This window comes from Streptomyces sp. NPDC030840 (assembly GCF_055572015.1).
In genome coordinates this window covers 96,237-122,349 of sequence record NZ_JBVIEE010000014.1, presented here as the reverse complement: position 1 = coordinate 122,349, position 26,113 = coordinate 96,237, and the positions used below count along the sequence as shown (strand labels likewise).

23 protein-coding genes are annotated in these 26,113 nt (G+C 71.4%); 15 read left to right on the top strand and 8 right to left on the bottom strand.

Features of this window, described 5'->3' with window-relative positions; all coding sequences use genetic code 11:
• Positions 1-47: 47 nt before the first annotated feature.
• Complete coding sequence (locus tag ACZ49J_RS27770) at positions 48-1,022, top strand: hypothetical protein (protein ID WP_467452410.1); 975 nt, start codon at positions 48-50, stop codon at positions 1,020-1,022.
• Here the strand turns inward: ACZ49J_RS27770 and ACZ49J_RS27765 are convergent.
• On the bottom strand, positions 993-2,939 hold the full coding sequence (locus tag ACZ49J_RS27765) for a DUF1996 domain-containing protein (RefSeq protein ID WP_467452536.1): 1,947 nt from the start codon (positions 2,937-2,939) through the stop codon (positions 993-995). The two genes, ACZ49J_RS27770 and ACZ49J_RS27765, sit on opposite strands and share 30 nt — an antisense overlap.
• Positions 2,940-3,307: 368 nt before the next feature.
• Here ACZ49J_RS27765 and ACZ49J_RS27760 point away from each other — a divergent pair, with 368 nt between their 5' ends.
• From ACZ49J_RS27760 to ACZ49J_RS27735, 6 genes are all read left to right on the top strand, one after another.
• Complete coding sequence (locus ACZ49J_RS27760) at positions 3,308-3,688, top strand: DoxX family protein (protein ID WP_467452408.1); 381 nt, start codon at positions 3,308-3,310, stop codon at positions 3,686-3,688.
• Positions 3,685-4,152 carry a peroxiredoxin gene (locus ACZ49J_RS27755; RefSeq protein WP_467452407.1) on the top strand — a complete coding sequence of 156 codons (468 nt, stop codon included), beginning with the start codon at positions 3,685-3,687 and terminating at the stop codon, positions 4,150-4,152. The genes ACZ49J_RS27760 and ACZ49J_RS27755 overlap by 4 nt, the downstream gene beginning before the upstream one ends.
• Positions 4,153-4,249: 97 nt before the next feature.
• The gene (locus ACZ49J_RS27750; RefSeq protein WP_467452406.1) at positions 4,250-7,021 is read left to right on the top strand and encodes a SpoIIE family protein phosphatase; all 2,772 of its coding nucleotides are present in this window, start codon (positions 4,250-4,252) and stop codon (positions 7,019-7,021) included.
• Between the two features lie 70 nt (positions 7,022-7,091).
• Entirely contained in the window at positions 7,092-8,345 is a 1,254-nt protein-coding gene (locus tag ACZ49J_RS27745) for a hypothetical protein (RefSeq protein WP_467452405.1), read from the top strand.
• A gap of 104 nt (positions 8,346-8,449) precedes the next feature.
• Positions 8,450-9,814: an FAD-dependent oxidoreductase gene (locus tag ACZ49J_RS27740; protein WP_467452404.1), complete on the top strand. Its 1,365-nt coding sequence runs from the start codon at positions 8,450-8,452 to the stop codon at positions 9,812-9,814.
• Positions 9,815-10,022: 208 nt separating this feature from the next.
• Positions 10,023-10,643 carry an L-threonylcarbamoyladenylate synthase gene (locus ACZ49J_RS27735; protein ID WP_467452403.1) on the top strand — a complete coding sequence of 207 codons (621 nt, stop codon included), beginning with the start codon at positions 10,023-10,025 and terminating at the stop codon, positions 10,641-10,643.
• Here ACZ49J_RS27735 and grpE read toward each other — a convergent pair.
• The 3 genes from grpE to ACZ49J_RS27720 are packed head-to-tail and all read right to left on the bottom strand — an operon-like array spanning position 10,629 to position 14,094.
• Entirely contained in the window at positions 10,629-11,159 is a 531-nt protein-coding gene (grpE, locus tag ACZ49J_RS27730) for a nucleotide exchange factor GrpE (protein WP_467452402.1), read from the bottom strand. The genes ACZ49J_RS27735 and grpE overlap by 15 nt on opposite strands.
• Before the next feature lie 2 nt (positions 11,160-11,161).
• Positions 11,162-13,072, bottom strand: coding sequence for a molecular chaperone DnaK (dnaK, locus tag ACZ49J_RS27725; protein WP_467452401.1), 1,911 nt, complete (start codon positions 13,070-13,072; stop codon positions 11,162-11,164).
• 17 nt (positions 13,073-13,089) lie between these two features.
• Positions 13,090-14,094, bottom strand: a complete 1,005-nt coding sequence (locus ACZ49J_RS27720; protein WP_467452400.1) for a LysR family transcriptional regulator — start codon at positions 14,092-14,094, stop codon at positions 13,090-13,092.
• An 84-nt stretch (positions 14,095-14,178) separates the two neighbouring features.
• Here ACZ49J_RS27720 and ACZ49J_RS27715 point away from each other — a divergent pair, with 84 nt between their 5' ends.
• The 7 genes from ACZ49J_RS27715 (at position 14,179) to ACZ49J_RS27685 (ending at position 20,240) form a co-directional block, all read left to right on the top strand.
• On the top strand, positions 14,179-14,943 hold the full coding sequence (locus tag ACZ49J_RS27715; RefSeq protein ID WP_467452399.1) for a sulfite exporter TauE/SafE family protein: 765 nt from the start codon (positions 14,179-14,181) through the stop codon (positions 14,941-14,943).
• Between the two features lie 339 nt (positions 14,944-15,282).
• Complete coding sequence (locus ACZ49J_RS27710; protein ID WP_467452398.1) at positions 15,283-15,768, top strand: hypothetical protein; 486 nt, start codon at positions 15,283-15,285, stop codon at positions 15,766-15,768.
• Between the two features lie 88 nt (positions 15,769-15,856).
• On the top strand, positions 15,857-16,453 hold the full coding sequence (locus tag ACZ49J_RS27705) for a copper resistance CopC family protein (protein WP_467452397.1): 597 nt from the start codon (positions 15,857-15,859) through the stop codon (positions 16,451-16,453).
• A 1,134-nt stretch (positions 16,454-17,587) separates the two neighbouring features.
• On the top strand, positions 17,588-18,241 hold the full coding sequence (locus ACZ49J_RS27700) for a DUF3105 domain-containing protein (RefSeq protein ID WP_467452396.1): 654 nt from the start codon (positions 17,588-17,590) through the stop codon (positions 18,239-18,241).
• A 130-nt stretch (positions 18,242-18,371) separates the two neighbouring features.
• Positions 18,372-19,214 carry a phytanoyl-CoA dioxygenase family protein gene (locus ACZ49J_RS27695; RefSeq protein ID WP_467452394.1) on the top strand — a complete coding sequence of 281 codons (843 nt, stop codon included), beginning with the start codon at positions 18,372-18,374 and terminating at the stop codon, positions 19,212-19,214.
• The gene (locus ACZ49J_RS27690) at positions 19,211-19,495 is read left to right on the top strand and encodes a hypothetical protein (protein ID WP_467452393.1); all 285 of its coding nucleotides are present in this window, start codon (positions 19,211-19,213) and stop codon (positions 19,493-19,495) included. The genes ACZ49J_RS27695 and ACZ49J_RS27690 overlap by 4 nt, the downstream gene beginning before the upstream one ends.
• A 43-nt stretch (positions 19,496-19,538) precedes the next feature.
• Complete coding sequence (locus tag ACZ49J_RS27685; RefSeq protein ID WP_467452392.1) at positions 19,539-20,240, top strand: phosphotransferase family protein; 702 nt, start codon at positions 19,539-19,541, stop codon at positions 20,238-20,240.
• A gap of 178 nt (positions 20,241-20,418) precedes the next feature.
• On the opposite strand, the gene ACZ49J_RS27680 is transcribed toward ACZ49J_RS27685, so the two are convergent.
• The 4 genes from ACZ49J_RS27680 to ACZ49J_RS27665 all read right to left on the bottom strand — a co-directional run bounded on the left by ACZ49J_RS27680 (position 20,419) and on the right by ACZ49J_RS27665 (position 25,561).
• Entirely contained in the window at positions 20,419-21,435 is a 1,017-nt protein-coding gene (locus ACZ49J_RS27680) for a LacI family DNA-binding transcriptional regulator (RefSeq protein ID WP_467452391.1), read from the bottom strand.
• Positions 21,436-22,094: 659 nt separating this feature from the next.
• Positions 22,095-23,375 (bottom strand): sugar ABC transporter permease, encoded by a 1,281-nt coding sequence (locus ACZ49J_RS27675; RefSeq protein ID WP_467452390.1) that lies wholly within the window; start codon positions 23,373-23,375, stop codon positions 22,095-22,097.
• Positions 23,372-24,145: an ATP-binding cassette domain-containing protein gene (locus ACZ49J_RS27670; RefSeq protein WP_467452389.1), complete on the bottom strand. Its 774-nt coding sequence runs from the start codon at positions 24,143-24,145 to the stop codon at positions 23,372-23,374. Before ACZ49J_RS27670 ends, ACZ49J_RS27675 begins: the two co-directional genes overlap by 4 nt.
• A gap of 327 nt (positions 24,146-24,472) precedes the next feature.
• Positions 24,473-25,561, bottom strand: a complete 1,089-nt coding sequence (locus ACZ49J_RS27665) for a substrate-binding domain-containing protein (RefSeq protein WP_467452388.1) — start codon at positions 25,559-25,561, stop codon at positions 24,473-24,475.
• A gap of 327 nt (positions 25,562-25,888) precedes the next feature.
• On the opposite strand from ACZ49J_RS27665, the gene ACZ49J_RS27660 reads away from it, so the two are divergent.
• Positions 25,889-26,107: a hypothetical protein gene (locus ACZ49J_RS27660; protein WP_467452387.1), complete on the top strand. Its 219-nt coding sequence runs from the start codon at positions 25,889-25,891 to the stop codon at positions 26,105-26,107.
• Positions 26,108-26,113: the final 6 nt, after the last annotated feature.

Below are 26,113 nucleotides of genomic sequence, written 5' to 3'. Positions count from 1 at the left end.
CACATGATCGAGACCTCTGCGCGGAAGGGCGGCCTCCGCCCCGGCCGATGACGTGGCGGGACGACGCCGTCGGCGACGGCGCCGCCATCACGAACCTCCTGACCCACCTCACGTCGCTGCGGGCCGCCGCTCCCGCCCAGTGGCCGGGCCTGGACGCCGCGTTGTTCGCCGGGGCACGCGAGGCCGCCCCTCGTGCGAACCCCGGGGAACTCGGGCAGTCGTGGGCGCGGGCACTGCACGCGCTCGGACGCGAGACACACACGTACGCCCTCGTCGCCCGTCTCCTCGGCGATCCCGTCACCCGGGACATCGGCGCCCAACTCGCCCGGGCAGCATGCCAGTTGTGGCGCGCGGCAGCGGTCGAGCTGTTGCCGTCGCTCGTCCGGAGCGCCGGGCCGCGGCCCAGTCCGGCCTTCGCGGAGGCCTTCCGCACCGCGTCGATCTCCGGTGAGGCGATGCGGGTGCACGGTGCCCTGTTGCGAGGAGTGCCCTTCGAGCCGTACCCGAAGTCCCGCCGTCCGCCGGCCCGGACCGCAGCGGTGCCCCCTCACGACCGCGCGTCCGCCGCCGCACTGCTCGCGGCGAAACCCATCGGCGTCACCCGTCTCGACCGCGCCCCGGAGATCTTCAGTGCTCTGTTGGACGCCGGGCCGCTGACCTTCCGGCAGGCGGCCCAGCTCCACAACCTCACGTTCCGCCGGCCGGGCCGCTCACAGGCCCAGTGCGCTCCCCTGTGGCTACGGCACGCGGGGCCGGGCGCGCTGCGGCGGCTTCTCGCCCTCATGACGCCGTACGTGGACGACTACGGGATCGGCGAGTACTACCTGCGGGGGCTGGCGCGGATGGGGCACCAGGCCTTCGCCGCGCTGCCGCACGTGACGGCGATGATCGATTGTCGTACCCGTATCCCCTGCAACGACTCCACACCCGACGGCGAGATGGAACTGGACGAGCGCCTGCTGGCGGCGGCGCTGAGTGCCCGCCGGGCGATGTCACCACCTCCGGCCGCGGATACGGCGTAGCAGCACGCTTCCGACGAGCAGCAGCACACCTCCGATCGCCGCCGGCCACAACCGGGCGCCGGTGTCGGCGAGGTCCCCCGTGATCGACTGCGGGGCGACACCGGAACCGCCCGCTTGGCCGTTGTCGCCCGTGGTCGGCTCCGGGCCGGGGGTGGCACCGTCGGTCCTGGACGTGGACGGCGTCTGCTCGCGGTGGGTGGCCGTGGGCAGCGCGTAGGTCTTCGGCTGCGCGCCGGCACTGTCGCCGCCCTTGTCGGCGGGCTGCTCCGCCTGGTCGCCGTCCTGTTCGGGTGCCGGTTCGCTGGTGGCGGGGGCCAGTGTCTCCCCGCTTCCGGTGTTCTCGCCGCCGCTGCCCGGCCGCGGGTTGACGGCGGGCCCGGAGGCGGCGTCGCACTTCTGGCCGCTGTTGATGCAGTCGACCATCTCCCGCATGAGGTCCTCGTCGAAGACGTTGATGAAGTCCCCGTGGTCGGTGACCGGCTTGTGCAGCTGCTCGGGGAAGGAGTCCACCGCGAACAGCAGGGTCGTCCTGCCGGCGTCGTCCAGGCTCGGCGCGTCGACGTCGTAGACGACGCGCTGGACGAGCTGCGGGATCGCCCGGAAGCCGTTGCCGCAGTTGCCGTCCGCGTCGGCGAAGGCCACGTGGGTGCGGTGGTTGGCGCTGTCGATGTTGCGTCCGTCCCAGCAGCTCTGGAACCTGAAGGTGCGCACCACGTCGCTGCCCCGGGGGCACAGGGGGTACTTGTCCTTCAACTGCACCTTGTCCTCGAAACCGGTGCAGCTCCAGGAGGCGTTGGCGTTGGCGGTCCCGTTGACGAACGCCTTGGCGTCTCCGGTGATGATGCGCAGCAGCCTCGGCATCCCGGTGACCTCGCCGCCGGGGTTGCCCACGAAGGTCATCGTGACCTGCTTGGGCGTCACGATCTCGCCGGCGTTGCCCTCGATGCCGCCGCCGGGCGAGTTCGCGTCCTGCTCCTGGGTGCCGTTCTGCAGGCGCAGGACGGGCCAGAAGTAGGAGGACCTGTCGCCCTCGGCCTCGCAGCTCGTCCCCGCCTTCGCCAGGTCCTCGTCGCTCGCGAAGGCGTTGTTGGCCTGGTTGCCGACGTAGTCGTGGAAGTGGTGGGCGCCATTGGATACGCCAGGGGCCACGATGACGTTGTCGGAGTTGAACAGACCGTCGGCGTTGACACCGCAGTCGGTGGTGAAGGTGCCGCGGGAGGCGCCGCTTCGGGGTTGCGGCTTGTGGACGTTGGGCTGGACCGTGGTGATGTCCACGAAGTCGGCGGCGACGGGTCCGTTGCCTGCCTGGCCGCCGTTGCCCCTCGCGCCGTCGTTGGTGTCGCCCTGCTGGTTGTCCCGGCCCTGACCGTCGCCGTGGTTCTGCCCGTTGTCCTGGCCCTGGCCGTCGCCCTGGTTCTGGTCCTGACCGTCCTGGTTGCCGCCGTCGTCCGCCTGGCCGGGCCCGTCCTGCGGGTCGGCGTCGTCCTGGTTGCCGGAGGCGCGGAACGTACAGGGGGCGAAGGCTTCGAGGCCCTGGGGGCGGTCACCCACGCGGTCGACGGCGATCAGGATCCGCTCGATCGTCGCGGCCCTCTTCTCCTTCAGCGGGTTCATGATCGCGGAGTCGGTGAAACCGCTGTCCCGCAGCTGGGCCGGTGCGGTGCCCTGGAGGCGCTGGTAGGCCTCGGCGACCTGCTTGTCCAGGAGGGCGAGTTCCTGGTCGATCTCGGGGCGCGCCTGGTCGGGCACCGCGGTCAACTGGCTGCCGACGTCGGGACAGTCGATCGTGGCCGCTCCCGAGGCCGGCGCCCGGCCGGCCGTCGTCTGGGCCGTCTGCCGCGACGGACCGTGGCTCTCGGTGGCCGAGGCGTAGACGTTCGCCACCACCAGCCCACCTCCGCCCAGCATCAGGGCCATGGCTGCGGAGGTGGCGAGCCGTGCGCCAGTGAGGCGTCTTCTGCGCGTGTTGCGGCTCAAGGGGTACTCCTACGCTTCGTCACCGGCGGGGCATGAGAATCCCCAGCCCCATACGGAGCAGAACCCCGGTGTGTTCAACCGTCTCCCGAATTCACAGGAATCTTTCACGAGTCGGTCTCGCAGGCGCCCGCACCTGTCCGAGCATCGGCGGGGCCCTCTTGAGCTAGTCCTTGTCCTGCGGGGCGGGCCCCTGACCGGTCCCGGCGGCGGCCGCCGATACCCGGGACCCGGGACCCGGCCGGATGAAGTGATCAACGGCCCACTACTCTGTTCCGGTGGCTGCCAGGCGGCACCGGAGAAGGAGAAGCGTGTCCCGCTCGGAACGTTCGGCACTGCTGCTCGCCGGCCTGCTGGCCGGCGCGGGTGTCTGTCACTTCGTCGTGCCCCGCACGTTCGACGCGACCATCCCTCGGGGCCTGCCGGGATCGCCCCGCGCCTGGACGTACGCGAGCGGAGCGGCCGAACTGGCGCTGGCGGCCGGTGTGGTGCTGCCCCGCACACGGCGGGCCTCGGCGCGGGCCGCGGCGGCCTTCTTCGTCGGTGTGTTCCCCGCCAACGTCCAGATGGCCGTGGACTGGCGGGATCGTCCCGCGCCGCTGCGGACCGCCGCCCTCGCCCGGCTTCCGTTGCAGGTTCCGCTCGTGCTGTGGGCACGGAGTGTCGCGAAGGTTCAGGAGGGCCGGTCATGACACGTGGTGTGGACGTCGGCGACAAGGTCGACGACTTCGAGCTCCCGGACGAGTCCGGGACCGCGCGCCGGCTGTCGGAGCTGCTCGGCGACGGGCCCGTGGTGCTGTTCTTCTACCCGGCCGCCCTCTCTCCCGGGTGCACCGCCGAGGCCTGCCACTTCCGTGACCTGTCCGCCGAGTTCGCCGCCGCCGGCGCACGGCCGGTGGGCATCAGCGGGGACGCGGCCGACCGTCAGCGGGAGTTCGCCGGGCGCCACACGCTCGGTTTCCCGCTGCTGTCCGACCTGGACGGTACGGTCCGTGAGCAGTTCGGGGTCAGGCGGGGTTTCTCCCTTGCGCCCACCAAGAGGGTCACCTTCGTGATCGCTGAGGACCGGACGGTCCTGGAGGTGGTGCGCAGCGAACTGCGGATGAGCGCCCACGCCGACCGCGCCCTCGCCGCGCTCCGCGACCGTTCGAAGTGATCCCGGCACGGGGCGGACGGGGGGCAGCCGCGATGACTGGTGTGACCGTGCGTGACGCCCCTCGCCTCAAAGCGCGGGGCAGTGTAGACATGGGCACATGATCCGACTATTGGGTCGAGCACGGGGTCGGTCGGCCCGTCGCGGGGGCGGGCGGGAGATCGCAAAGGGGCGGCGGGACGGCCCGCACGGGTGGAAGCCGTTCGCCGGGCTGCGGTCGGCGCTGGGCGGACGCAGTGTCGCCGCCCAGGTGTTCCTGTTCCAGATCGTGATCGTGCTGCTGCTGGTCGTGTCGGCGGTGGGGGCTCTGGTACTGCAGGTGCGGCACGACAGCACGCAGGAGGCCCGCAACCGTTCGCTCGCCGTCGCCGAGACGTTCGCGAACGCGCCGGGCACCCGGGAGGCGCTGACGCGTTCCGACCCCACCGCCGTGCTGCAGCCGCGGGCCGAGGCCGCCCGCGAGCAGTCGAAGGTGGACTTCATCGTGGTGATGAACACCGACGGCATCCGCTACACCCACCCCAAGACGGACCGCATCGGCAAGAAGTTCGTAGGGAACATCGAGCCCGCGCTGCGGGGCCGAGCCGTCACGGAGGAGATCGACGGCACCATCGGGCAGCTCGTGCAGGCCGTGGTGCCGGTCAAGGACCCCGGTGGCGCGGTCGTGGGGCTCGTCTCGGCCGGCATCACGACCGAGAACGTGGGCGGTGTCGCGAACCGCCAGCTGCCGCTCCTCGTGGGCGCGGCGGCCGCCGCTCTCGTCCTCGCCACGGCGGGCGCGGCGCTCGTCAGCAGACGGCTGATGCGTCAGACCCATGGTCTCGGCCCGTACGAGATGACCCGGATGTACGAGCACCACGACGCGGTGCTGCACGCCGTCCGCGAGGGTGTGATCATCATCGACGGCGGGGGCCGTCTGCTGCTCGCCAACGACGAGGCACAACGCCTGCTGGACCTGCCCGCCGACGCGGAGGGCCGGCACATCCGTGCCCTCGGCCTCGACGCGGACACCGCCGAGCTGCTGGCCTCGGGGCGCGTCGCCACGGACGAGGTGCACCTGGTGGACGACCGGCTGCTGGCGATCAACCAGCGGCCCACGGACCTCGAGGGTGCCCCGTCGGGCAGCGTCGCCACGCTCCGCGACTCCACCGAGCTGCGCGCGCTGTCCGGCCGTGCCGAGGTGGCGCGGGAGCGCCTCAAGCTGCTCTACGACGCCGGAGTGGGCATCGGCACGACCCTGGACGTGACCCGCACCGCCGAGGAGCTGGCCGAGGTGGCCGTTCCACGGTTCGCGGACTTCGTCACCGTGGACCTGTCCCACGCCGTGCTGAGCGGTGGGGAGCCGGACACGGGCGCCACGATGCGCCGTACGGCGTTCGGCGGGATACGCAAGGACGCTCCCCTGTATCCGCTGGGCGAGGAGATCGCCTTCGTCCCGTCCTCGCCGCAGGCGCGCAGCCTCAGCAGCGGCCAGGCCCACCTGGAGCCCGACCTGCGCCGGGCACCCTGGTGGATGGCGCAGGACCCGGAGCGGGCCGCGCGGGTCGTGGAGTACGGCATCCACTCGCTGATCACCGTCCCGCTGCGGGCCGGCCCCCTGGTGATGGGCCTGGTCAACTTCTGGCGCTCCGAGAAGCCGGAGCCCTTCGACCCGGAGGAGGTGGCCCTCGCCGAGGAACTCGTCGCCCGTGCCGCGGTCTCCATCGACAACGCGCGCCGCTACACGCGTGAGCACGCCATGGCCGTGACCCTGCAGCGCAGCCTGCTCCCGCGCAGTTTGCCGGACCAGAGCGCCCTGGACATCGCCTACCGCTATCTGCCGGCGCAGGCGGGGGTGGGCGGTGACTGGTTCGACGTGCTGCCGCTGTCCGGCGCCCGGGTCGCGGTCGTCGTGGGCGATGTCGTCGGCCACGGACTGCACGCCGCGGCCACGATGGGCCGGCTGCGGACGGCCGTCCACAACTTCTCCGCCCTGGACCTGCCGCCCGACGAGCTCCTGGGGCACCTCGACGAGCTGGTGGGCCGCATCGACCAGGACGAGGCCGAGGAGGGCAGCGGTGCGGCTGTCACCGGCGCCACCTGCCTGTACGCGATCTACGACCCGGTCTCGCGGCACTGCACCCTCGCCCGGGCCGGTCACCCGCCTCCGGCGGTGGTCCTCCCGGACGGGACCGTCGAGTTCCCGGAGGTGCCGGCCGGCCCGCCGCTCGGGGTGGGGGGACTCCCGTTCGAGACCGCCGGCCTGGAACTGCCCGAGGGCAGTCGCCTGGTGCTGTACACGGACGGGCTCGTCGAGGACCGGGAACGGGACATCGGCGTCGGCCTGGAGCTTCTGCGGACGGCCCTGGCCCAGGCAGGTACCGGCGCCTCACCGGACGGCGCCTGCCAGGCGGTTCTCGACGCCCTGCAGCCGGGCCGGGCCAGCGACGACATCGCCCTCATCGTCGCCGACACCCGCGCCCTCGACGCGGGCCGCGTCGCCGACTGGGAGGTGCCGTCCGACCCGGCGGCCGTCGGCCAGGTGCGTGCCTCGGTGTCCCGGCAGCTGTCGCGATGGGGGCTCGAACACCTCGAGTTCACGACGGAGCTGATCCTCAGCGAGCTGGTCACCAACGCGATCCGGTACGGCAGTGGTCCCATCCGGGTCCGCGTGCTGTACGACCGCACCCTGATCTGCGAGGTCTCCGACACCAGCAGCACCTCGCCCCACCTGCGCTACGCCGCCGACACGGACGAGGGCGGCCGCGGCCTGTTCCTCATCGCCCAGCTCGCCGAGCGCTGGGGCACCCGGTACACCCTCGACGGCAAGGTCATCTGGGCCGAACAGTCCCTGGCCGGAGGGTTCCAGGGGGACTTCTTCTCCGGTGTGTGAATTACCGGTGTCTGACGTGCGCGGACCATACTGGGGGTGTCCGCCGACCCCCACCTGCGCAGAGTGATCCATGGCCAAGTCCCCCACCGCCCCTGCCACGGCTCCCGACACCGTATGGCTGTCCAGAGGACGCCACATCGGCTCCGGCGCCGAGGAATCCGTCCGGCAACGACTGACGGGACTCATGGACGACGGGGAGATCGACGACCATCTGGAGTACGACGCCCCGCGCGACGAGGTGGAACGGCGCGCCTTCGAGGCGCGTTGGCGGGTCGCCGGCGACGTCGTGGTGCGGGCACGGCTGACCATCGGCCCGCCGGCCGACACGGGCGACGCCCGTGAGTGGGTGCTGGTCGCGGAGGCGGACCGGCCCTGGGACCTCCACTGGCCGTCGCCCGCCGGCATGTTCTGGCCCGAGGACGCCTCCTGGGACCACGACATGCTCCCCGGGCTCCGCTTCCGTGACTCCAACCCGCTGCCCGCGGACGAGAAGGATCTCAAGCGCCTGCTCAAGGACTGCGGCCGGAACACCTGGAGCATCCACGTCGTCGTACACGAGGCCATGACGCCCGATCAGCGCGGACAGCGTCCCCTGGCACCGCTGATGCCCGCCAGCCTGCGTCACCGCATCGTGGAGCACCGGGCCGCTCCGGACCAGTACCGCATCGTCAACTGGGCGTTGTACGACCTGGGAGTGCGGGTCCCGCGCGGGGGCGCCGTCGTGCTGCCCGGGTCGCCGCCCCGCCCCGGCTACGAGGACCACGACTTCACCGTGCGCAGTGTCTTCCTCGACGGTTCGAAGCCCACGGACCTCGTCGACAGGCTGGTGCGCTACGCCGGGCTGCCCAGGCCACTGGCCCCGTGGGCCGAGGAGGCCATCGCCGAGCTGCGGGACGAATGGCACCTGTACACGGTCGACGAGGCGCGGGCCCTGGTGGCCCAGTACTCCGAAGCCCTGAAGGCCATGACCAAGTCACGCGATCTGTACCGCGAAGCCGCCGAGCGCGCTCACGAGGCACTGGCCGCCTTCCGTGAGGGCTCGGCCGCCCCGGCGGTCCCCGCGGCGCGCGAGGAGCCCCGCAAGCGCGGGGGCTTCTCCCTGCGTGCGCTGACCAAGCCTCTGGAGCGTGTGGGAGGCGGGGCCAGGCTGCTGCGCCCCACGGGCAGCGACGCCCCCGCTCGCGACGCGGACCCGTCGGGCGCCTCGGGCGCCTCGGACTCCCCGGGCGGCGAGGGCGGCGAGGGCGGCGAGTCGGCCAACTCCGGGCGGACGTCCGGGAGTTCTGAGCGCGGTACCCGTGATCGCGGTCCCGGCACCTCATAACATCGCTTTATGGGGTCATCAACCGGACCCGCGTACCAAGTAAGGCTTGCCTTAGCTTAAGGTTGCCTTCGAGATCATCATCACCGCTCGAAGGGAACCTGATCATGCCCCGCCCCCTGCGGGTAGCCATTGTCGGAGCCGGCCCTGCCGGCATCTACGCCGCCGACGCGCTGCTGAAGTCCGACGCGGCCGCCGACCCCGGCGTGTCCATCGACCTCTTCGAGCGGATGCCGGCGCCGTTCGGACTGATCCGCTACGGCGTCGCCCCCGACCACCCGCGCATCAAGGGCATCATCACGGCCCTGCACCAGGTGCTCGACAAGCCGCAGATCCGTCTCTTCGGCAACGTCGACTACCCGCGCGACATCAACCTGGACGACCTGCGCGCCTTCTACGACGCGGTGATCTTCTCCACCGGCGCGACGGCCGACCGGGCGCTCGACATACCCGGCATCCACCTCGACGGCTCCTACGGGGCAGCGGACTTCGTGTCCTGGTACGACGGCCACCCCGACGTGCCGCGCACCTGGCCGCTCGAGGCCGAGAAGGTCGCCGTCCTCGGCGTGGGCAACGTCGCGCTCGACGTGGCACGCATCCTCGCCAAGACGGCCGACGAGCTGCTGCCGACGGAGATCCCGCCGAACGTCTACGACGGTCTCAAGGCCAACAAGGCCATGGAGATCCACGTGTTCGGCCGCCGTGGCCCGGCGCAGGCGAAGTTCAGCCCGATGGAGCTGCGCGAGCTGGACCACTCCCCCACCATCGAGGTCATCGTCGATCCCGAGGACATCGACTACGACGACGGCTCCATCGCCACCCGGCGCGGCAACAAGCAGGCCGACATGGTCGCCAAGACCCTGGAGAACTGGGCCATCCGCGATGTCGGCGACCGGCCGCACAAGCTGTTCCTGCACTTCTTCGAGTCGCCGTCCGAGATCCTCGGCGAGGACGGCAAGGTCGTCGGCCTGCGCACGGAGCGCACCGAGCTCGACGGAACCGGCAACGTCAAGGGCACCGGCACGTTCAAGGACTGGGATGTCACGGCCGTCTACCGTGCCGTGGGCTACCTGTCCGACAAGCTGCCCAAGCTGCCGTGGGACGTGGACTCGGGCACCGTCCCGGACGAGGGCGGCCGCGTGATCGAGGAGACCGGCGCGCACCTGCAGTCGACGTACGTCACGGGCTGGATCCGGCGCGGTCCCGTGGGCCTCATCGGCCACACCAAGGGCGACGCCAACGAGACGGTCGCCAATCTGCTGGACGACTTCGGACACGGCCGTCTGCACGAGCCGGCCTCGCCCGCTCCGGAGGCCGTGGACGCGTTCCTCGCCGAGCGGAACGTCCGCTTCACCACGTGGGAGGGCTGGTACCGGCTCGACGCCGCTGAGAAGGCTCTGGGCGAGCCCCAGGGGCGCGAGCGTGTGAAGCTCGTGGAGCGGGAGGACATGCTCAGGGAGAGCGGGGCGTAGGGCTCCGCCGGGGCCGGGGGGAGCTGCGGGCTGTTCTGAAGCTGCGGGTCGTCCGTGGCTGGTCGCGCAGTTCCCCACGCACCTGCAACGGGGAGTGCGGGCCGTCCTGATACTGCGGGGTCGTCCGTGGCTGGTCGCGCAGTTCCCGCGCCCCTCACGGGGTGCGACCCCTTCGTGATGCGGCCCCGACTGGGCATAAGCTCGGCAGATGGCCAAGTACTACGACGTGCACCCCGACAATCCGCAGCCGCGGGCCATCAGTCAGGTGGCTCACAGTATCCGCGAGGGTGCCCTCATCGCGTATCCGACGGACTCCTGTTTCGCGCTGGGGTGCCAGCTGGGCAGTCGTGACGGCATCGAGCGGATCCGCTCGATCCGGAACCTCGACGACCGCCACCACTTCACCCTCGTCTGTGAGAACTTCGCGCAGCTGGGGCAGTTCGTGCACGTCGACAACGACGTGTTCCGCGCCATCAAGGCGTCAACGCCCGGGAGTTACACCTTCATCCTCCCCGCGACGAAGGAGGTGCCGCGCAAGCTGATGCACCCGAAGAAGCGGACCGTCGGTGTGCGGATCCCGGACCATGTCGTGACCCACGCGCTGCTCGCGGAACTCGGCGAGCCGCTCGTCTCCAGCACGCTGCTCCTGCCCGACGAGGAGGAGCCGATGACCCAGGGCTGGGAGATCAAGGAGCGCCTCGACCACGTGGTCGACGCGGTGGTCGACTCCGGCGACTGCGGGACGGAACCGACGACGGTGATCGACTTCTCCGGAGGAGAGGCCGAGATCGTGCGCCGCGGCGCGGGGGACGTGTCACGGTTCGAGTGACGGTGTGTCCTCGTGGCCGGTCCCAGGCAGGGCGTGCCCGGGGCCGGGTTCTCCGTCCGGCGGAGACGGCCCGGTGACCTCCACGTGGGCCGGGCGAAGGAGCCGGGTGCCGAGCCGGTAGCCGGGGCGGAGGATCGCCGTGCAGGTCAGGCGGTCGGCGTCCGGCGCGAGGTGGTGGACCAGGGCGTCGTGGCACGTGGGGTCGAAGGGGTCGCCCTCCTCGCCGAACGCCTGCAGGCCGAGCGAGCCGGTCCGGCTCTCCAGCGTGGCGGCGATCTCCTTGAGCCCCGGTGTCATCGGCTCGTGCTCGCACGCGCGGTCCACGGCGTCGAGCACGGGCAGGAGGGCGCCCAGGACGTTGACCACCGCGATCTCGCGCACGGCCATGCGGTCGCGCCGGACCCGCTTGCGGTAGTTGTCGTACTCGGCCTTCACCCGCTGCAGGTCGGCTGTCCGCTCCCGCAGCTCCTCCCGGAGGCGCTGCGCCTGAGTGCTCCGCGGCCGGACGGAATCCATAATCAGCCCGCCTCGGGCTTGTCGTTCGTGTCGTCGTCGACGATCTCCGCGTCCACCACCTCGTCCTCCGCGTCGGGGGCGTCCGAAGCGCCCGTCGTGCCGGTGGCTCCGGTGGCACCGGTGGCACCGGCACCTGTCGCGCTCTCGGCCCGGGACTGGTCGTACAGTGCCGTGCCGATCTTCTGCGCGGCGGCGGCGAGCTTCTCCGTGGCCTGCTGGATGCCCGCGCTGTCCTCCGTTCCGTCCTGGCTGCTCTTCAGCTTCTCCTTCAGTTCGCCCAGCGCGGCCTCGGTCTCGCTCCTGGCGTCGGACGGGATCCGCTCCGGGTTGTCCTCGATGAGCTTCTCGGTCTGGTAGACGAGTTGCTCGGCCCGGTTGCGGGTCTCGGCGGCCTCACGGCGGCGGTGGTCATCCTCGGCGTGCTGTTCGGCCTCGCGGACCATGCGGTCGATGTCGTCCTTGGGGAGGGCCGAGCCGCCGGTGACGGCCATCTTCTGTTCCCTGCCGGTGCCGAGGTCCTTGGCGGTGACATGCATGATGCCGTTGGCGTCGATGTCGAAGGAGACCTCGATCTGCGGCACCCCGCGCGGGGCCGGCGGCAGACCGGTCAGCTCGAACATCCCGAGCCTCTTGTTGTACGCCGCGATCTCGCGCTCGCCCTGGTAGACCTGGATCTGCACCGACGGCTGGTTGTCCTCGGCGGTGGTGAAGATCTCCGAGCGCTTGGTCGGGATCGTCGTGTTCCGCTCGATGAGCTTGGTCATGATGCCGCCCTTGGTCTCGATACCGAGGGACAGCGGGGTCACGTCGAGGAGCAGGACGTCCTTGACCTCACCCTTGAGCACACCGGCCTGGAGCGAGGCGCCCACGGCCACGACCTCGTCCGGGTTGACTCCCTTGTGGGGTTCCTTGCCCGTCAGCTCCTTCACCAGGTCGGTGACGGCCGGCATGCGCGTGGAGCCGCCGACCAGGATCACGTGGTTGATGTCGGACAGTTTGATCCCCGCGTCCTTGACGGCCTGGTGGAAGGGGCCCGTGCAGCGCTCCAGCAGATCGGCGGTCAGCTGCTGGAACTGGGCGCGGGTGAGCTTCTCCTCCAGGTGCAGCGGGCCCTGCTCGGAGGCTGTGACGTAGGGCAGGTTGATGTTCGTCTCGGACGAGCTGGACAGCTCGATCTTGGCCCTCTCGGCGGCTTCGCGCAGCCGCTGCACGGCCATCTTGTCCTTGGACAGGTCGACGCCGTACGCGTTCTTGAACTGCTTGACCAGGTGGTCGACGATCCGCTGGTCCCAGTCGTCGCCGCCGAGATGCGTGTCGCCGTTGGTGGCCTTCACCTCGATGACGCCCTCGCCCATCTCCAGCAGCGACACGTCGAAGGTGCCGCCGCCGAGGTCGAAGACCAGGACCGTCTGATCGTTCTCCTTGTCCAGGCCGTACGCGAGGGCCGCGGCCGTGGGCTCGTTGATGATCCGCAGGACGTTCATGCCCGCGATCTCACCGGCCTCCTTGGTGGCCTGGCGCTCGGTGTCGTCGAAGTACGCCGGTACCGTGATCACCGCGTCCGTGACGTCCTCGCCGAGGTAGGCCTCCGCGTCCCGCTTCAGCTTCTGCAGCACACGGGCGGAGATCTCCTGCGCGGTGTACCGCTTGCCGTCGATGCTCCCGCTGTCGGGGAACCGCCAGTCCTTGACCCCCATGTGCCGTTTCACGGAGCGCGCGGTGCGTTCCACGTTCGTCACGGCCTGCCTCTTGGCGACCTCCCCGACGAGCACCTCGCCGTTCTTGGCGAAGGCCACGACGGACGGTGTCGTCCTGGCCCCCTCCGTGTTGGTGATGACGGTGGGCTCGCCGCCTTCGAGGACCGAGACCACCGAGTTCGTCGTGCCGAGGTCGATACCGACCGAACGCGTCATCAGGGCTCACCCTCCTCCTAGCCCCCATATCCCGGTTTACCCCTATTTTTCGCGCTGTGACGAATCAGCGCTCCCCGAGTGAGTGCGGTCGTACGCACGCCGGACTCCTCGGGTCCACCGAAGGACGCCGGCTCGGCCAACGCGGCTCGCCGTAGGTGTTCGGCGAGCGCCGCGGTGGCCGTCGACGGGGCTTGGTCCTTGGCGCCCCAGGCGAGCAGATGGTGGCGGCGGGCCCAGGGGTCCTGGAGTTCGCACACGTCGAGGGCCCGGCCGGGGTCGACGGCGCGCCGCGGCACGACGGCGAGCCCTACGCCGGCGGCCGCAAGGGCGACGAGGAGGCCGAGGTCGGCGACGGTGGTGCGGTACCGCACGGCCGGGGCGTGCGGTCCGAGGTGCCTCTCGATCCAGCGTCGCAGCGAGGAGCCCGGGTCGAGCCCGACGAGTGGGTGCTCGGCGACCTCGCCGTAGGCCAGCGCGCCACGGCCGGCGAGGATCCCGTCGGCCTGGCCGATCACCACGAGGGAGTCGTCGCCCAGAGGCTCCATGAGCAGGCCGCAGTCGCGGGCCTCGTCGTCGACGACGACGCCCAGGTCCGCCTCGCCGTCGGTGAGCTTCCGCACGGTCTCGGGGGTGCGGCTCTCGGACACCGTCACGTCGACGTCCGGGTGCGCCCGCAGGAACGCGACCAGGGCCTGCGGCACGAGTCGGTGCATCGCGGAGCCACCGCTCAGCAAGGTCAGTGGAGCGGACGGAGACCGGGTGTAGCTCGCGACGGCGCTCTCGAGACGCGCCGTCTGTGCGAGGACTTCGCGTGCGTGCCGTGCCAGAGTCGTCCCCGCCGGGGTGGGCCGCACGCCCCGCCGTTCGCGGATCAGCAGGGCCACACCCGCCTGTTGTTCCAGCGAGCGCACCCTGGCGCTGGCCGAAGGCAGGCTGAGGTGCATCCGACGAGCGCCCGCCGTGATCGATCCCTCCGAGACGATGTCAAGGAAGAGCCGGAGATCGTCGAGGTCATAGCGCACGCCGCTCAGCCTATGGCTCAGCCTTAGGCTGGGTTCGCCGATTACGCATTGTGGTCCGTCCGGTCACCGGGTGAAGCTCGTCCGGTGTCCGAAATCCTGTTCGTCCTGCTGGCCGGTGCCGCCGCCGGAGCGCTGAACGCCGTCGGGGGAGGCGGCACGTTCGTGGCGTTGCCCGCCCTGGTCGCTGTCGGCCTGCCCCCGGTGACGGCGAACGCGGCGTCGAGCATCGCCCTCGTCCCCGGGTCGGTGGCCAGTGCGTGGGTCTACCGGCACGAGGTCACGCAGGTCGGGTCGACGTCCACGACGGCGCTGACCACGGTCAGTGTGATCGGGGGCGGGCTGGGTGCCGGACTGCTGCTGGCGCTTCCCGCGTCGGCGTTCGACGCCGCGGTGCCGTGGCTCCTCGCGTTCGCCACTGTGGTTCTCGCCTTCGGGCGGCATCTCTCCCGTGCGGTGAGCACCACGTTGGGGCGCCCGGTCGGTATGAGTTCCCGGACCGTCCTCGTCGGCCAGTTCTTCCTCGCCCTGTACGGCGGATACTTCGGCGGTGCCGTAGGCATCCTGATGCTGGCGCTGTGGGGCGTCGGCCTGGGGCTCGACGCCGCGACCGGAAATCCGATGCGGGTCACCCAGGTCGCCGCCGTCTATCTGGGCGCGACCTCGCTGTTCCTCGTGGCTTCAAAGGCCCTGAGCGCTCCGCTTCTGCTCGTCGGCATGCTGGCCGGTGCGGTGGTCGGCGGCTTCGCCGGAGCACATCTCGCACGACGGCTTTCCGCGCGGTTGCTGCGGGGCGTCATCCTCGCCACCGCCGTGACCATGACCGTCCTCTACTTCCTGCGCGCCGGCTGACATTACCGAAGGTGACCCGAGAGCAGCCGCCGCACCGTTCACGGACGCGGCGCGAGCGCGGCTGGTGGCGGCCTACGAGGCGTGCGAGCCGGCCGACCTCGCCCGAGCCGCCGTTCCGGTCGGCGAGCACGAGCTGAACCCCGATCGCACCGTCGGCGTCCCCGGCGCGGTACTGAACCGGCTCGCCGGTGTCCGGGGTGCTGCGCGGGCTCAGGGCAGGTGTGCTCGCGGTGCTGTGCGTGCTGCTGCCGGTGGCCGGACATGCGTTGTCGCGGGGGCACGCGCCCCAGTGGGTCGTCGTGGCCGCCATGACGGCCGTCGCCGTGCCGGGGTGCGGTGGTGCTGACGCGGCACCGGCTGACGGACACGCAGGTGCTGGGTGTGCTCGTCATCGCGCAGCTCGCCTACCAGGTCGCGTACGCGCTGCCGGGCGCCTGCGCGGCGGTGACGGGGCGGGACGACTCGGTGGGCGGTCCGCTCCGGCTGATCGAGCACGACGCGGCCGTCGGGCCGCACTCCGGTGTGCTGCTCGCCGGCCATCTGGTCACCCTGCTGCTCGCCACCCGCCTCCTGGGCGTCACGGAGCGGCTGTTGTGGCAGAGCACGTCGCTCCTGGTGGTCGTGCGGCATCTGTTGCTGTTCCTCTGGCCGTTCCTCGGTGGCCGGCACGGGAGCAGTCCGCGGGTCGTGGCCCTGGAGAGTTCCTCGCCGCCGGCGCCGGCGCCGCTGGTGCGGCTGCACGCGGGCAGGGCGCCGCCGCGCCGCGGGCACGGTCCGTCCGTCCTTCTCCGGCCGACGCCGGTCGGCGCTCTTCACCTGCTCTGACGAGGTGACGCGAGGGCCGCCCGGCGGGCCGGTCCTCCTCGTCCCGTCGGCTCGGTTCCGGTGGGTGTCCCGGAGAGTTTCCCGCATCATGCAGACCACCGGCCGGCGTGTCCTCCGTACGACGGCACGCGTTCTCGTTCTGCCCTCAGCCCTGGCGGCCCTGGCCGTCTCCGCGCCCGAGGCCGCCGCCCACACCGAGCTCGACACCGGCAGCCCGCATGCGAACGCCACGCTCGCCGGGCTGCCACCGCGCGTCACGCTGACCTTCAGCGACACGATGACCGAGAAGTACGCCAAGGTCGCCGTCACCGGCCCCGAGGGGAAGCCTGCCGCCACGGGAGAGCCGGAGGTCTCGGGGAAGACGGTCACTCTCGCGCTGGATCCCGCCTCCTCCGCCGGGCGTTACACGGTGGGGTACCGAGTCGTCTCCGCCGACGGCCATCCCGTCTCCGGGTCCTACTCCTTCACGGTCAAGGCTGCCGGTACTCCCAGCCCGTCGCCGCGCGGGCAGGAGTCGGGCGGTGCGGCGGCTCCCCGCGCCGCCGGGGAGGCCGCGCCGGACAGGACCGGGGCGACCGGCGGGGAGGCGGGCGGCTCACGCGTTCGCGTCCTCTCAGCGATCGGTGTTCTGGTCCTGGCCGGCGTGGGGGCGTCCGTCGCGCGTGGACGGGAAGGAACGGGTTGAGGGCCCCGGCCCGCCGGATCAGCCATTGCCTGGCTGGTTCCAGACACGCGTTCACCAGCCTGGCGGGCAGCTCACAGGCACTGCGCAGCAGCCAGGCCAGGGCCAAGGCCGCCACCAGGTTGAGGCCGCCCATGAGGGGACCGCTGTGGTGCCACGCGGGCGGCAGCCGGAAGTGGTCCTCCCAGACGGTCCGCGGCTCGGTGGTGTCGAGCCAGAGCGGCAGAAGTGCCTGCGCGGCCGCGAGCACCCCGACCGTCGTACGCGGCGAGCAGAACGCGAACACGGCGAACGCGCCCAGGAACAGCACACACGCCGCGAGACCGACCGCCGGGAGCGAGACCGGCGAGTCGCCCGTAGCGTGGTGCAGGCCGGCCGCCAGAGCGCTGCCGAGCACCGCGAAGACGGTCGCCCGCAGGGCGCTGCCCCGCACGGTGCGGTCACGGCTCGGTCGAGGGAACATGTCGAAGCCAGTATCCCCGTCCGGTTCACGACGCGCGGCGTGCTGCCCGATCCCGTCACCGGCGCAGCCGCGGGCTCACCGGTGACCACCGCATAGGATCAGCGGTGATGAGGAGTCAGGCCGAGGACACGACCCGCGCGGCGTGGAGACCCACGCGGATCGCGGCGCTGTGCCCTTCCCTCCTCGTACTCCTCGCCGCGCTGGTCATGTGTCTGGGGTCCGTGTCCCACGTCACCGGCGAACCAGTCGGCGCCTCGGTGTCGGCGGGAGGGCCGAGGGGGCCGATGTCCGTCGACGCGGCTCCAGGGCACGTCCCGACGCCTCACCACGGGCCGGCGGGCGCGCATTCGGCCGACTGCCCCGAGGGCGACGTCTGTTGCGGTCCGGCCGTCGACAGGGCGCGGGCTGTGCTCGCCGCTCCCGTCCAGCCGATGCCGGCGGTCCTGCCACGCATGCCGGACACGCCCACGCCGGGCATCTCCTCGCCGTGCGCCGGCCCCGCGCCAAGCGGCCGCGCCCCTGACCTCCACGTCCTCCAGGTGCAACGAACCTAGGCGGCCCCACGGCACCGAGCGCTCGCGCGTACGGGCGGCCGTGCCGGTCCCTCCACCAACTTCTCTGCATCCACCGCCCGCGGCGCCACACCGCCCGGCGGAGACGAGGAACACACAGCCATGAGCAAAACCAGCAAGAAGGCCGCATCGGCCGCGCGGCGGGCCAGGATCGAGGAGATGCGCCGCGCCGAGAAGGCCCGCGAGCGCCGCAACCGTGTCATCACCGTCGCCCTCAGCGCGGTCATCGTCGCCGGGCTCGTCGGCTGGGCTGGGTACGCCCTCAACAGCGCCAACAAGAAGGACGAGCAGCAGGCCGCCGAGGCGAAGAAGCCCGTACGCGGGGAGAAGACCTGGGACAAGAAGAAGCTGACCCAGAACCACGTCCAGGGCACCGTCGACTACCCGATGAACCCGCCCGTCGGCGGTGACCACAACCAGGCGTGGATGACCTGCGACGGCACCGTCTACACCAAGGCCATCGGCAAGGAGAACGCCGTCCACTCCCTCGAACACGGCGCGGTGTGGATCACGTACAACGACGAGGCCGCCGAGGCCGACGTCAAGTCGCTGGGTGACAAGGTCTCCAGGACCCCGTACACGTTGATGAGCCCGGACAAGGAACAGCCGGGCCCCATCATGCTGTCAGCCTGGGGCAAACAGCTCACCGTGTCCAAGGCGTCCGACCCCCGTGTCGAGCAGTTCCTGTCCAAGTACGTGCAGGGCGCGCAGACGCCCGAGCCGGGCGCCGCCTGTACGGGCGGTCTGACCGCCTGATGTGCCGGCCACGGTCCGTGGGGCGTTCGTCCCGGTCGGCGCAAGGCCCCACGGACCGTGGTGAGAAACCACCAGCAGTGGTGAACCGTGCCCACGCGCCGCACCGGCGTCGGCGCCTACCGTCGGGGGCATGACGAACAGCAGCCCGCCACTGCTGAGTTCACAGCAGATGGCCCGCTTCGTAGCCCATGGTTCCCTGCGCCTCGACGGAGTCGTTCCCCCGGAGATGAACGAGGAGGCGCTTACCTTCCTGGCCGCCGGAGTGCCCGACGTCCCGTACGGGACTCCCGTGCCCGACGCCTACCCCGGGGACTCCTTCCCCCGCCGGCTCCTCCGGATTCCCCAGGTGGCAGGCGCTCTGCGCAGCCTCGTGGGCCCCGACCCGCTCGTCGACCACCACGCCGTCCACGTCCGCGGGGCGAAGGAGGGCAGCGCCCAGCCGCTGCACGGGGACGCGATCATCGACGTGCGCACCCGGGCATTCGACGTACAGCTCATGTACTACCCGCAGGACGTGACCCTGGACATGGGCGGCACGCTGAGCGTGCCCGGCAGTCATCTGCGCCGCACCAACGAGACGGACACCGGGCGCTACCAGAACCTGCTCGGCCAGAGCCGTCTGGTCTGCCCGGCCGGCACGGTGGTGTTCCTGCACCACGGCCTGTGGCACGGCGGCAGGCGCAACGACAGCGACACCGTGCGCTACATGTTCAAGATCCGCTTCAACCCGACCGTGCGCCAGCGGCTCCTGTGGGACACCTCCGACCTGCACACGCCCGCGGTGCGTGAGGAACTGACCCGCACCTTCCCCTGGTACGAACAGGCAACCGGCCGGCTGGAGCTGTACAACCGGGCGTTGCTGTGGCGTGAGTTGACCGGAGACGACCGCTTCGACCTCGACCACTGGGTGACCCGCGTGACCAATGAGCCGACGGCTGTCGCCGCCGACCCCGCAGGAGTGGACGGATCATGACCACACGTCAGCGCGTGCTCGTCCTGTATCTGGCGACCTCCGCCCTCGACAGCAAGGTGGTCGGCTGGTCCGAGTACGACGGGACCGGGCGTACCACCCCGACGTCGGGCGACAGCGACGAGCCCCCCTACACGACCGGCCTGGACGCTCTGCTCGACGGCTGGCGCCTCATCCAGGCCTCCCAGCTGCTGCCGCCCTCCCCCGGCCACGAGTACGACGTGTCGTTCCTCAAGCACGAGTTCTTCTTCGAGCGGCTCGTCGAGAACGGTCCCCAGCGGTGATCAGGAGGTGCCCCTGACCGGAGGGCGCGTCACGGAAGGAGTGGTGAGGGTCGCGGACACCGTGCGCCGGCCGTCCACGGCGGCCTCGCCGTTCGTCGCGGCCCTTCTCACTCACCTCGCACACCGCGGGTTCACGGGCGCGCCACGCCACCTCGGCACCGACGAGGAGGGACGCGACGTCCTCGGTCACATACCGGGATGGGTGCCCGCCAGGTTCCGTCGCTGGGCCGATCCGCAGATCACCGCTGCCGGCGGCCTGCTGCGGGAGCTGCACCGGGCCACCCGCACCAGTGGCCTCACCGGTGAGCATCCCGTCGTCTGCCATCACGACCCGGGCCCCAACAACGTCGTGTTCCGCGGAGAGAGGCCCGTCGCGTTCATCGACTTCGACACCGCGGCGCCCGGCGATCCGCTCGAGGACCTGGGCTACATGGCCTGGACCTGGTGCGTCTCCTCACGACCCGACAGGGGCCCCGTCAGCGTCCAGGCCGCCCAGGTACGGCTGCTCGCCGACGCCTACGGCCTCGCTCCCGGGACGCGTCCGCGCCTGATCGACGCGATGCTCGACCGGCAGGCCCGCAACGCCCGCTGGTGGCGGGAACACCTGCACAGGCCCGGGCCGCGCGGCGCCGGCGATGAGGAGATCGCCGCCCGCGTCGCCTGGTCCGAGCGGGAGCACGACCACACAGCCGCTCACCGCGCCGAGTTCGTGGCGGCGTTGCGGCCCGGGCCGCACGAGGTGTGACGTGACCGCTTCACCACCGCGTGCCGGGCCCGGAGCGGGAGTGGCTCGTGGCCCCGGCACGGAGCCGGCCGCCCGTCTCGATGGGCGGCCTGTCCCGGCACCTCACCGCGACAGGAGATGAGGCCGGGACGTTGTCCGATACGGCCTCCGCCCGTACGGAACGCCGCGTGGACGCCGTTCAGCGGGGCCGCAGCTCTCCGGAGCCGCGGGGAACGAGCCGGGTGGGAATCTCCGTCGAGCGGGCCCTGGAGCGGTCGCCGTCCAGTCGGGACAGCGCGATCGTCGCCGCCGCGGCACCCATGGCCGCCGGGTCCTGGGCGACCACGGTGAGACCGGGTTCGAGGACCCCGGCGAGCGGAATGTCATCGAAGCCGACGAGCGCGACGTCCTTGCGGCCGGCCCGGGCGAGGCCGACGACGGCGCCCATGGACGCGAAGTTGTTCGCCGCGAGCAGCGCGGTGGGCGGGTCCGCCAGGGTCAGCAGGCGCTCGGTCTCGTCGGCCGCCGCCTGTTCGTCGTGGCCGCCCGCCACCAGCGCCCTGTCGTACGGCAGTCCGGCCTCCGCGAGAGCGTCGCGGTAGCCGCGCAGTCGCATCCGGCGGGTGTAGAGGGCGGTGGGCGTGTCGCCGATGAAGCCGATCCTGCGGTGGCCGTGCCGGATCAGGTGCGCGACGCCCTCCTGTGCTCCCCGCCGGTTGGAGCTGAGCACGCTGTCCGCGGTCAGTCCGGATCCGGGGCGGTCGAGGAAGACCACGGGCAGGCCGGCGGAGCGTTCGGCCTTGAGGTAGCCGTGGTCGGCGCTCGGGGTCGGTGCCATGAGCAGGGCGCTGACCCGGCGGGCCAGGAACGTGCCGACCAGCGAGCGTTCGCGCTCGGCGTCCTGGGCGGACGAACCGATGAGCAGAGTGAGACCCCGGCCGTGGGTCACCGACTCGATGCCGCTCACCACGGTGGCGAAGAACGGGTTGCTCATGTCCGGCACCACCAGGCCGATGGCACTGTCGCTCTTGCCGAGCCGCATGTGGCGCGCCATCAGGTTGGGCCGGAAGCCGAGCCGCTGGACGGCCTCCATCACCCGCTCACGGGTCTCGGCGGAGACCGGACCGTCGTCGTTGAGCACCCTCGACACGGTCTTGGCGCTGACGCCGACCTCCTGGGCCACATCGCTGAGCGTGGGGCGGCGAGCCACAGGCATGGTCATATCTCCTCATACGCGGCAGCGGGGGAGATTCCTCCCGCCCGTGCCGCCGACGGCAGCTGTCGGTTCCGTGCTCCGCGAGGCCCGGCACTCGGGCGGCCTCGACGTCAGCGACGACAGTACCTGTGCCGACCGCCTCCACCTGGAGGGCACCCGCCTTGATCGTCCCGAGCAGAAGCGGGGACGCCGGCGAACCGTGGCCCCTTGCGAATCCCACACGCCCCCTGCCCGGGGACACGGCGCGGGCGGCCCACATCTGCCGGGGCCGCCGACACGAGCCCGCCCGTGAGCCGTTCTTCCCCGCGACGCGGCGGCGCCTCGGTGCGGCCGACGGCACCGGCCAGGCCGTCCTCGGCGTTGGCTGCGGCACTGGAACCCTCGCCGCACACCCGGCCGAGGTCCGGGACCGCACCGACGCCGGCCAACCCGCCGTCGGGGTGCCGGTTCCGGACACGGCGGCATGCCGCTTCCCGCTCGGCAAGACGCCGGCGGTTGCGGAGAGCCACCCGCGAGGACGGCGTCGTTGCGCGTGACGGGCTCATCGCTGCGTGCCGCGCGGTCGCGTCGCACGGGCGTGCCCGGGGGCTCGGCTTCCGCCCCCAGGCACGGATTGTGGGCTCGCAGACCTTGGGCATCGGGTACCCCGGAAGGTCCTTTCAGGCGCGGCCGTGGGCTTCCTGGGAGCGTCGGGCGAAGGAGTCGATGACCACCGCGGCGAACAGGACACCGCCGGTGATCATGAACTGGACGGCGACAGGGGTGTCCGTGATCGCCATGCCCGAGGCGACCGACTCGATGACCAGCATGCCGAGGACCGCTGACCAGGTCGTTCCACGTCCGCCGAACAGGCTGGTGCCGCCGATGACCGCCGCCGCGATGGCGTTCAGCAGCAGGACGCCGGAACCCGAGGCCTGGCTCACGGAAGTGATCCGCGAGGCGAGGAACAGGCCTCCGACCGCCGCCATCGTGCCGGAGACGGCGAGTACCGCCGTCTGCACGCGGATCACCCTGAGGCTGGCGCGGCGGGCCGCTTCGACGCCGCCGCCGAGTGCGTAGACCTGCCGACCGTAGTGCGTGCGACGCAGGACGACGTCCAGGCCCGCCACCACGACGAGGAAGATCAGGAAGGCCAGGGGCAGCCCCTGGAACCGGTTGAGCACGAACGCGGCGGCGAACGCGACCACCGCGAGTACGCCTGTGCGCATCCCGATCTCGAGGAGCGAGCGGTGCGGCATGCCGACCGCCTGGCGGCGTTGCCTGTCCCGGTAGGACGTGAGGAAGACCAGGCCCGCACCGATCGCCGCCACACCGTAGGCGGCGATGTCCTGGCGGAAGTAGTAGCTGGTCAGATCGGCCACGAGGCCGTTCTCGTCGAGATTGATGGTGCCGCTGGTGCCGAGGATGTAGAGCATCAGGCCGTTCCAGGTCAGCAGCCCCGCGAGCGTGACCACGAACGCGGGCACACGCGTTCTGGCGAAGGAGAAGCCCTGGATGGCCCCCACGACGGTGCCCGTGAGCACCCCGACGATGAGCGCGAGCCACTCAGGCACGCCTTGGTTCACGTTCAGCACGGCGAAGACGGCTGCCGCGAGACCGCTGACGGAGCCGACCGACAGGTCGAGCTGGCCGGTGAGCAGCACGAAGACGATGCCGACCGCGATCAGGCCCGTACCGACGATGTCCACGCTGAGGTTGGAGAGGTTCCGCGGTGAGAGGAAGTTCTCGTTGAGGGACTGGAAGACGATCCATACCGCGACGAGAACGAGGACGACCGGGAGCGAGCCCAGTTCGCCGACGCTCAGCCTGAGCCGGAAGGCGGCGGCCCGGCTCTCCAGGGTGTCGGCGACGCGCCGCCCGAGGTGCGGCCGGCGCGGGGGTGTGCCGGCGGTGTCGGGGCCGGCCGGGGAATCGTCCTCCGTTCGGCGTCTCTCCTTCACCACTCCTCCTCCCGGGAGACCGTACGGCGGGGCACGTTCTCCGTGGCGCCGGTGATGGAGGAAATGATCTGCTCCTGGGACACGGTGTTCACGTCGAAGAACCCGTTGTTCCGGCCGAGCCGCAGGACGGCGGCCCGGTCCGCGAGGGCCTTGACGTCACCCATGTTGTGGCTGATCAGCAGCACACCCAGGCCTCGGTCGCGCAGCCGGTCGACGAGGTCAAGAACCTCGTTGGTCTGCCGGATTCCCAAAGACGCGGTCGGTTCGTCCAGAAGGAGTACCCGCGGGTCGCCGAGGAGCGAGCGGGCGATGGCGACCGTCTGCCGCTGCCCGCTGGACAGCGAGACGACCGGGGCCCGCAGATCGGGGACACCCGTCGCCAGGTGCTCCAGCAGTTCCCTGGTGCGGCGTTCCATCTCCACCTCGTCCAGGAACCCGAACCTGCGGATCTCCCGGCCGAGGAAGAGGTTGCCGACGACGTCGAGGTTCCCGCACAGGGCGAGGTCCTGGTAGACGGTGGCGATGCCGAGGTCCCGGGCGTCGTGGGGCCGTCTGATGTGCACCGCCCGGCCCTCCCACTCGATGACGCCCTTGTCCGCGGGCGCGACGCCCGAGATCACCTTCACGAGGGTGGACTTTCCGGCCCCGTTGTCGCCGAGAAGCGCGACGACCTGGCCGGCGCGCACCTCCAGCTCGATGTCCTTGAGTACCTGGACGACGCCGAAGCGCTTGCACACGCCGCGCAGCGCCAGCAGAGGTGGAGGCGGCACGGGACATCTCCTTCCCGATTTCTCGACAACTCGACTTTCCGACTTGGGGTTCGGCCTCCCGGCTTCTGGGCTTCCTCGGCTCCCGACCTCTGGGCTTCCCGGCTTCCTCGGCTCCCAGCCTCCCGACCTCCGGGCTTCCCGGCTTCCTCGGCTCCCGGCCTCCCGACCTCCCTCGGCTCCCGGCCTCCCTCGGCTCCCGGCCTCCCGGCCCTCCTGACTTCCCGGCTTCCCGACCTCCTCGGCTCCGGCGCCTCTCAGCCTCCGGGCCGCCTGACTTCACGGCCTCCCGGCCTCCCGATGCAGCCCCGTCGATGGGCCACCTGGCTGTCAGGTGAGTCCGGCCCGCTCGCAGGCCGCCCTCAGCTGCGGGGTGCAGATCTGCCGGACCGTGTACACACCGTCCTTCACCAGCGTGTCCTTGATCGTGCCGGCGGTCACCGACACCGGGGTGAGCAGGACCGCGGGAACCGTCCTGCCGCCGCTGGTGCGTACCGATTCCTTCGCGATGCCGTCGAGATTCTCGCCGCGGGCCGCGGCCACGGCCATGGCGGCGCCCGCGGAGGCCTCGGGCCCGAAGGGCTTGTAGACCGTCATGTACTGGTCACCGGCGACGATGCGTCGTACGGCGCTCAGTTCGGCGTCCTGCCCGGTGACCGGTGGCAGGGGGGTGACCTGGTTCGCCCGGAGCGAGGAGATGCTGCCGGCGGCGAGGCCGTCGTTGGCCGCGTAAACGCCGTCGATGCTGTCCGCGCCCAGGGCGGAGATCGCCGAGGACATGTTCATGTTGGCGACCTCTGCCCGCCAGCCGGGCGTGTCGTACGACTTGCCGATCTTGACCTTGTCGCCGAGCACGGACAGCGCGCCCTTCTCGAAGGCGATCGCGTTGGGATCGCTGGGGTCGCCGTTCATCATGACGATCTGGTCGCCGTCGGCCTCGTCGCCCATGGCCTCGAGGAGTGCCCGGCCCTGGAGCCTGCCGACCTCCTCACCGTCGAAGGTGACGTAGCCGGAGATCGGACCCTCCACGAGACGGTCGTAGGCGATCACCGGGATATCAGCCTGCTCCGCCTTCTGGACCGCCGCGCCGAGCGATCTGGCGTCCACGGCCACGAGCACCATCGCGTCGACTCCCCTGGTGATCATGGAGTCGACCTGTTGCTGCTGCGTGGCCACATCGCCCTTGGCGTTGGCATGCTCCACCGTGCAGCCGTCGCAGAGCTTCTTGATCTCCTTCTCGATGAGGGGCTTGTCCTGCTTCTCCCAGCGAGCCGTCGTGGCTTCCGGCAACAGCAGACCGATGCGCGCGTCGCTTTCGCCGTCGGCACCACTGCCCCCGCCCTGTCCGCAGTCCGCGAGAGCGACGGCCGCCGACACCGCGACGACGGCGACGGCAGCGTCGCGAATACGGGTCTTCATCCGAGAGACCTCCTCTGTCCTTCCCCGGGATGCGAGGCCCGATCGGAGGCCTCAGAGGGCGGGGTACCGGCAGGACGCCGCAGCGCCGGCGAGGAGGTGCCCTGGCAGGACCGCCGGGCAGACAGCACCGGTGCGGGCACCGGACGCGGCGTGCCGGAAACGTACCGCCCGGGAGCGGCAAGACGGCCACGTGGTAAGTGTGGCACCCGCTGCGGTGACCTGCGAGCGCGCGGGTCCCGCCGTCGCCTGTCCGGGGGGCTCACGGCCGCCCCATCCGCCTGGGGCTGTGGAACTGCGTGACGGCCCGTTCCAGTGCATGGTGGTGGCATGGACAGCCGTGCCCCCGTGGTCGTGCTGCCGCCCTCCCCGGACGGTGGGCGGCAGGTGACGATCCATGGCGAGGACGTGGGCACCGCGTACAGCCTGTTCGACGTGCTCGACCTGCTGCACGGCGCCGACCTGCCGACCGAGGACCGGGCCATCGACGACCCCGAACTGATCGAGTGGCGCGGCGGCGGACCGTACGACTGGAACGGCACCGCCTGACGCCGC

Coding starts and splice junctions, on each gene's coding strand:
- ACZ49J_RS27705 (WP_467452397.1), top strand. CDS start 15,857: ATGCAGACCACCGGCCGGCGTGTCCTCCGTACGACGGCACGCGTTCTC.
- ACZ49J_RS27735 (WP_467452403.1), top strand. CDS start 10,023: ATGGCCAAGTACTACGACGTGCACCCCGACAATCCGCAGCCGCGGGCC.
- ACZ49J_RS27765 (WP_467452536.1), bottom strand. CDS start 2,939: ATGGCCCTGATGCTGGGCGGAGGTGGGCTGGTGGTGGCGAACGTCTAC.
- ACZ49J_RS27745 (WP_467452405.1), top strand. CDS start 7,092: ATGGCCAAGTCCCCCACCGCCCCTGCCACGGCTCCCGACACCGTATGG.
- ACZ49J_RS27695 (WP_467452394.1), top strand. CDS start 18,372: ATGACGAACAGCAGCCCGCCACTGCTGAGTTCACAGCAGATGGCCCGC.
- dnaK (WP_467452401.1), bottom strand. CDS start 13,072: ATGACGCGTTCGGTCGGTATCGACCTCGGCACGACGAACTCGGTGGTC.
- ACZ49J_RS27770 (WP_467452410.1), top strand. CDS start 48: ATGACGTGGCGGGACGACGCCGTCGGCGACGGCGCCGCCATCACGAAC.
- ACZ49J_RS27700 (WP_467452396.1), top strand. CDS start 17,588: ATGAGCAAAACCAGCAAGAAGGCCGCATCGGCCGCGCGGCGGGCCAGG.
- ACZ49J_RS27660 (WP_467452387.1), top strand. CDS start 25,889: ATGGACAGCCGTGCCCCCGTGGTCGTGCTGCCGCCCTCCCCGGACGGT.
- ACZ49J_RS27680 (WP_467452391.1), bottom strand. CDS start 21,435: ATGCCTGTGGCTCGCCGCCCCACGCTCAGCGATGTGGCCCAGGAGGTC.
- ACZ49J_RS27690 (WP_467452393.1), top strand. CDS start 19,211: ATGACCACACGTCAGCGCGTGCTCGTCCTGTATCTGGCGACCTCCGCC.
- ACZ49J_RS27665 (WP_467452388.1), bottom strand. CDS start 25,561: ATGAAGACCCGTATTCGCGACGCTGCCGTCGCCGTCGTCGCGGTGTCG.
- ACZ49J_RS27755 (WP_467452407.1), top strand. CDS start 3,685: ATGACACGTGGTGTGGACGTCGGCGACAAGGTCGACGACTTCGAGCTC.
- grpE (WP_467452402.1), bottom strand. CDS start 11,159: ATGGATTCCGTCCGGCCGCGGAGCACTCAGGCGCAGCGCCTCCGGGAG.
- ACZ49J_RS27750 (WP_467452406.1), top strand. CDS start 4,250: ATGATCCGACTATTGGGTCGAGCACGGGGTCGGTCGGCCCGTCGCGGG.
- ACZ49J_RS27740 (WP_467452404.1), top strand. CDS start 8,450: ATGCCCCGCCCCCTGCGGGTAGCCATTGTCGGAGCCGGCCCTGCCGGC.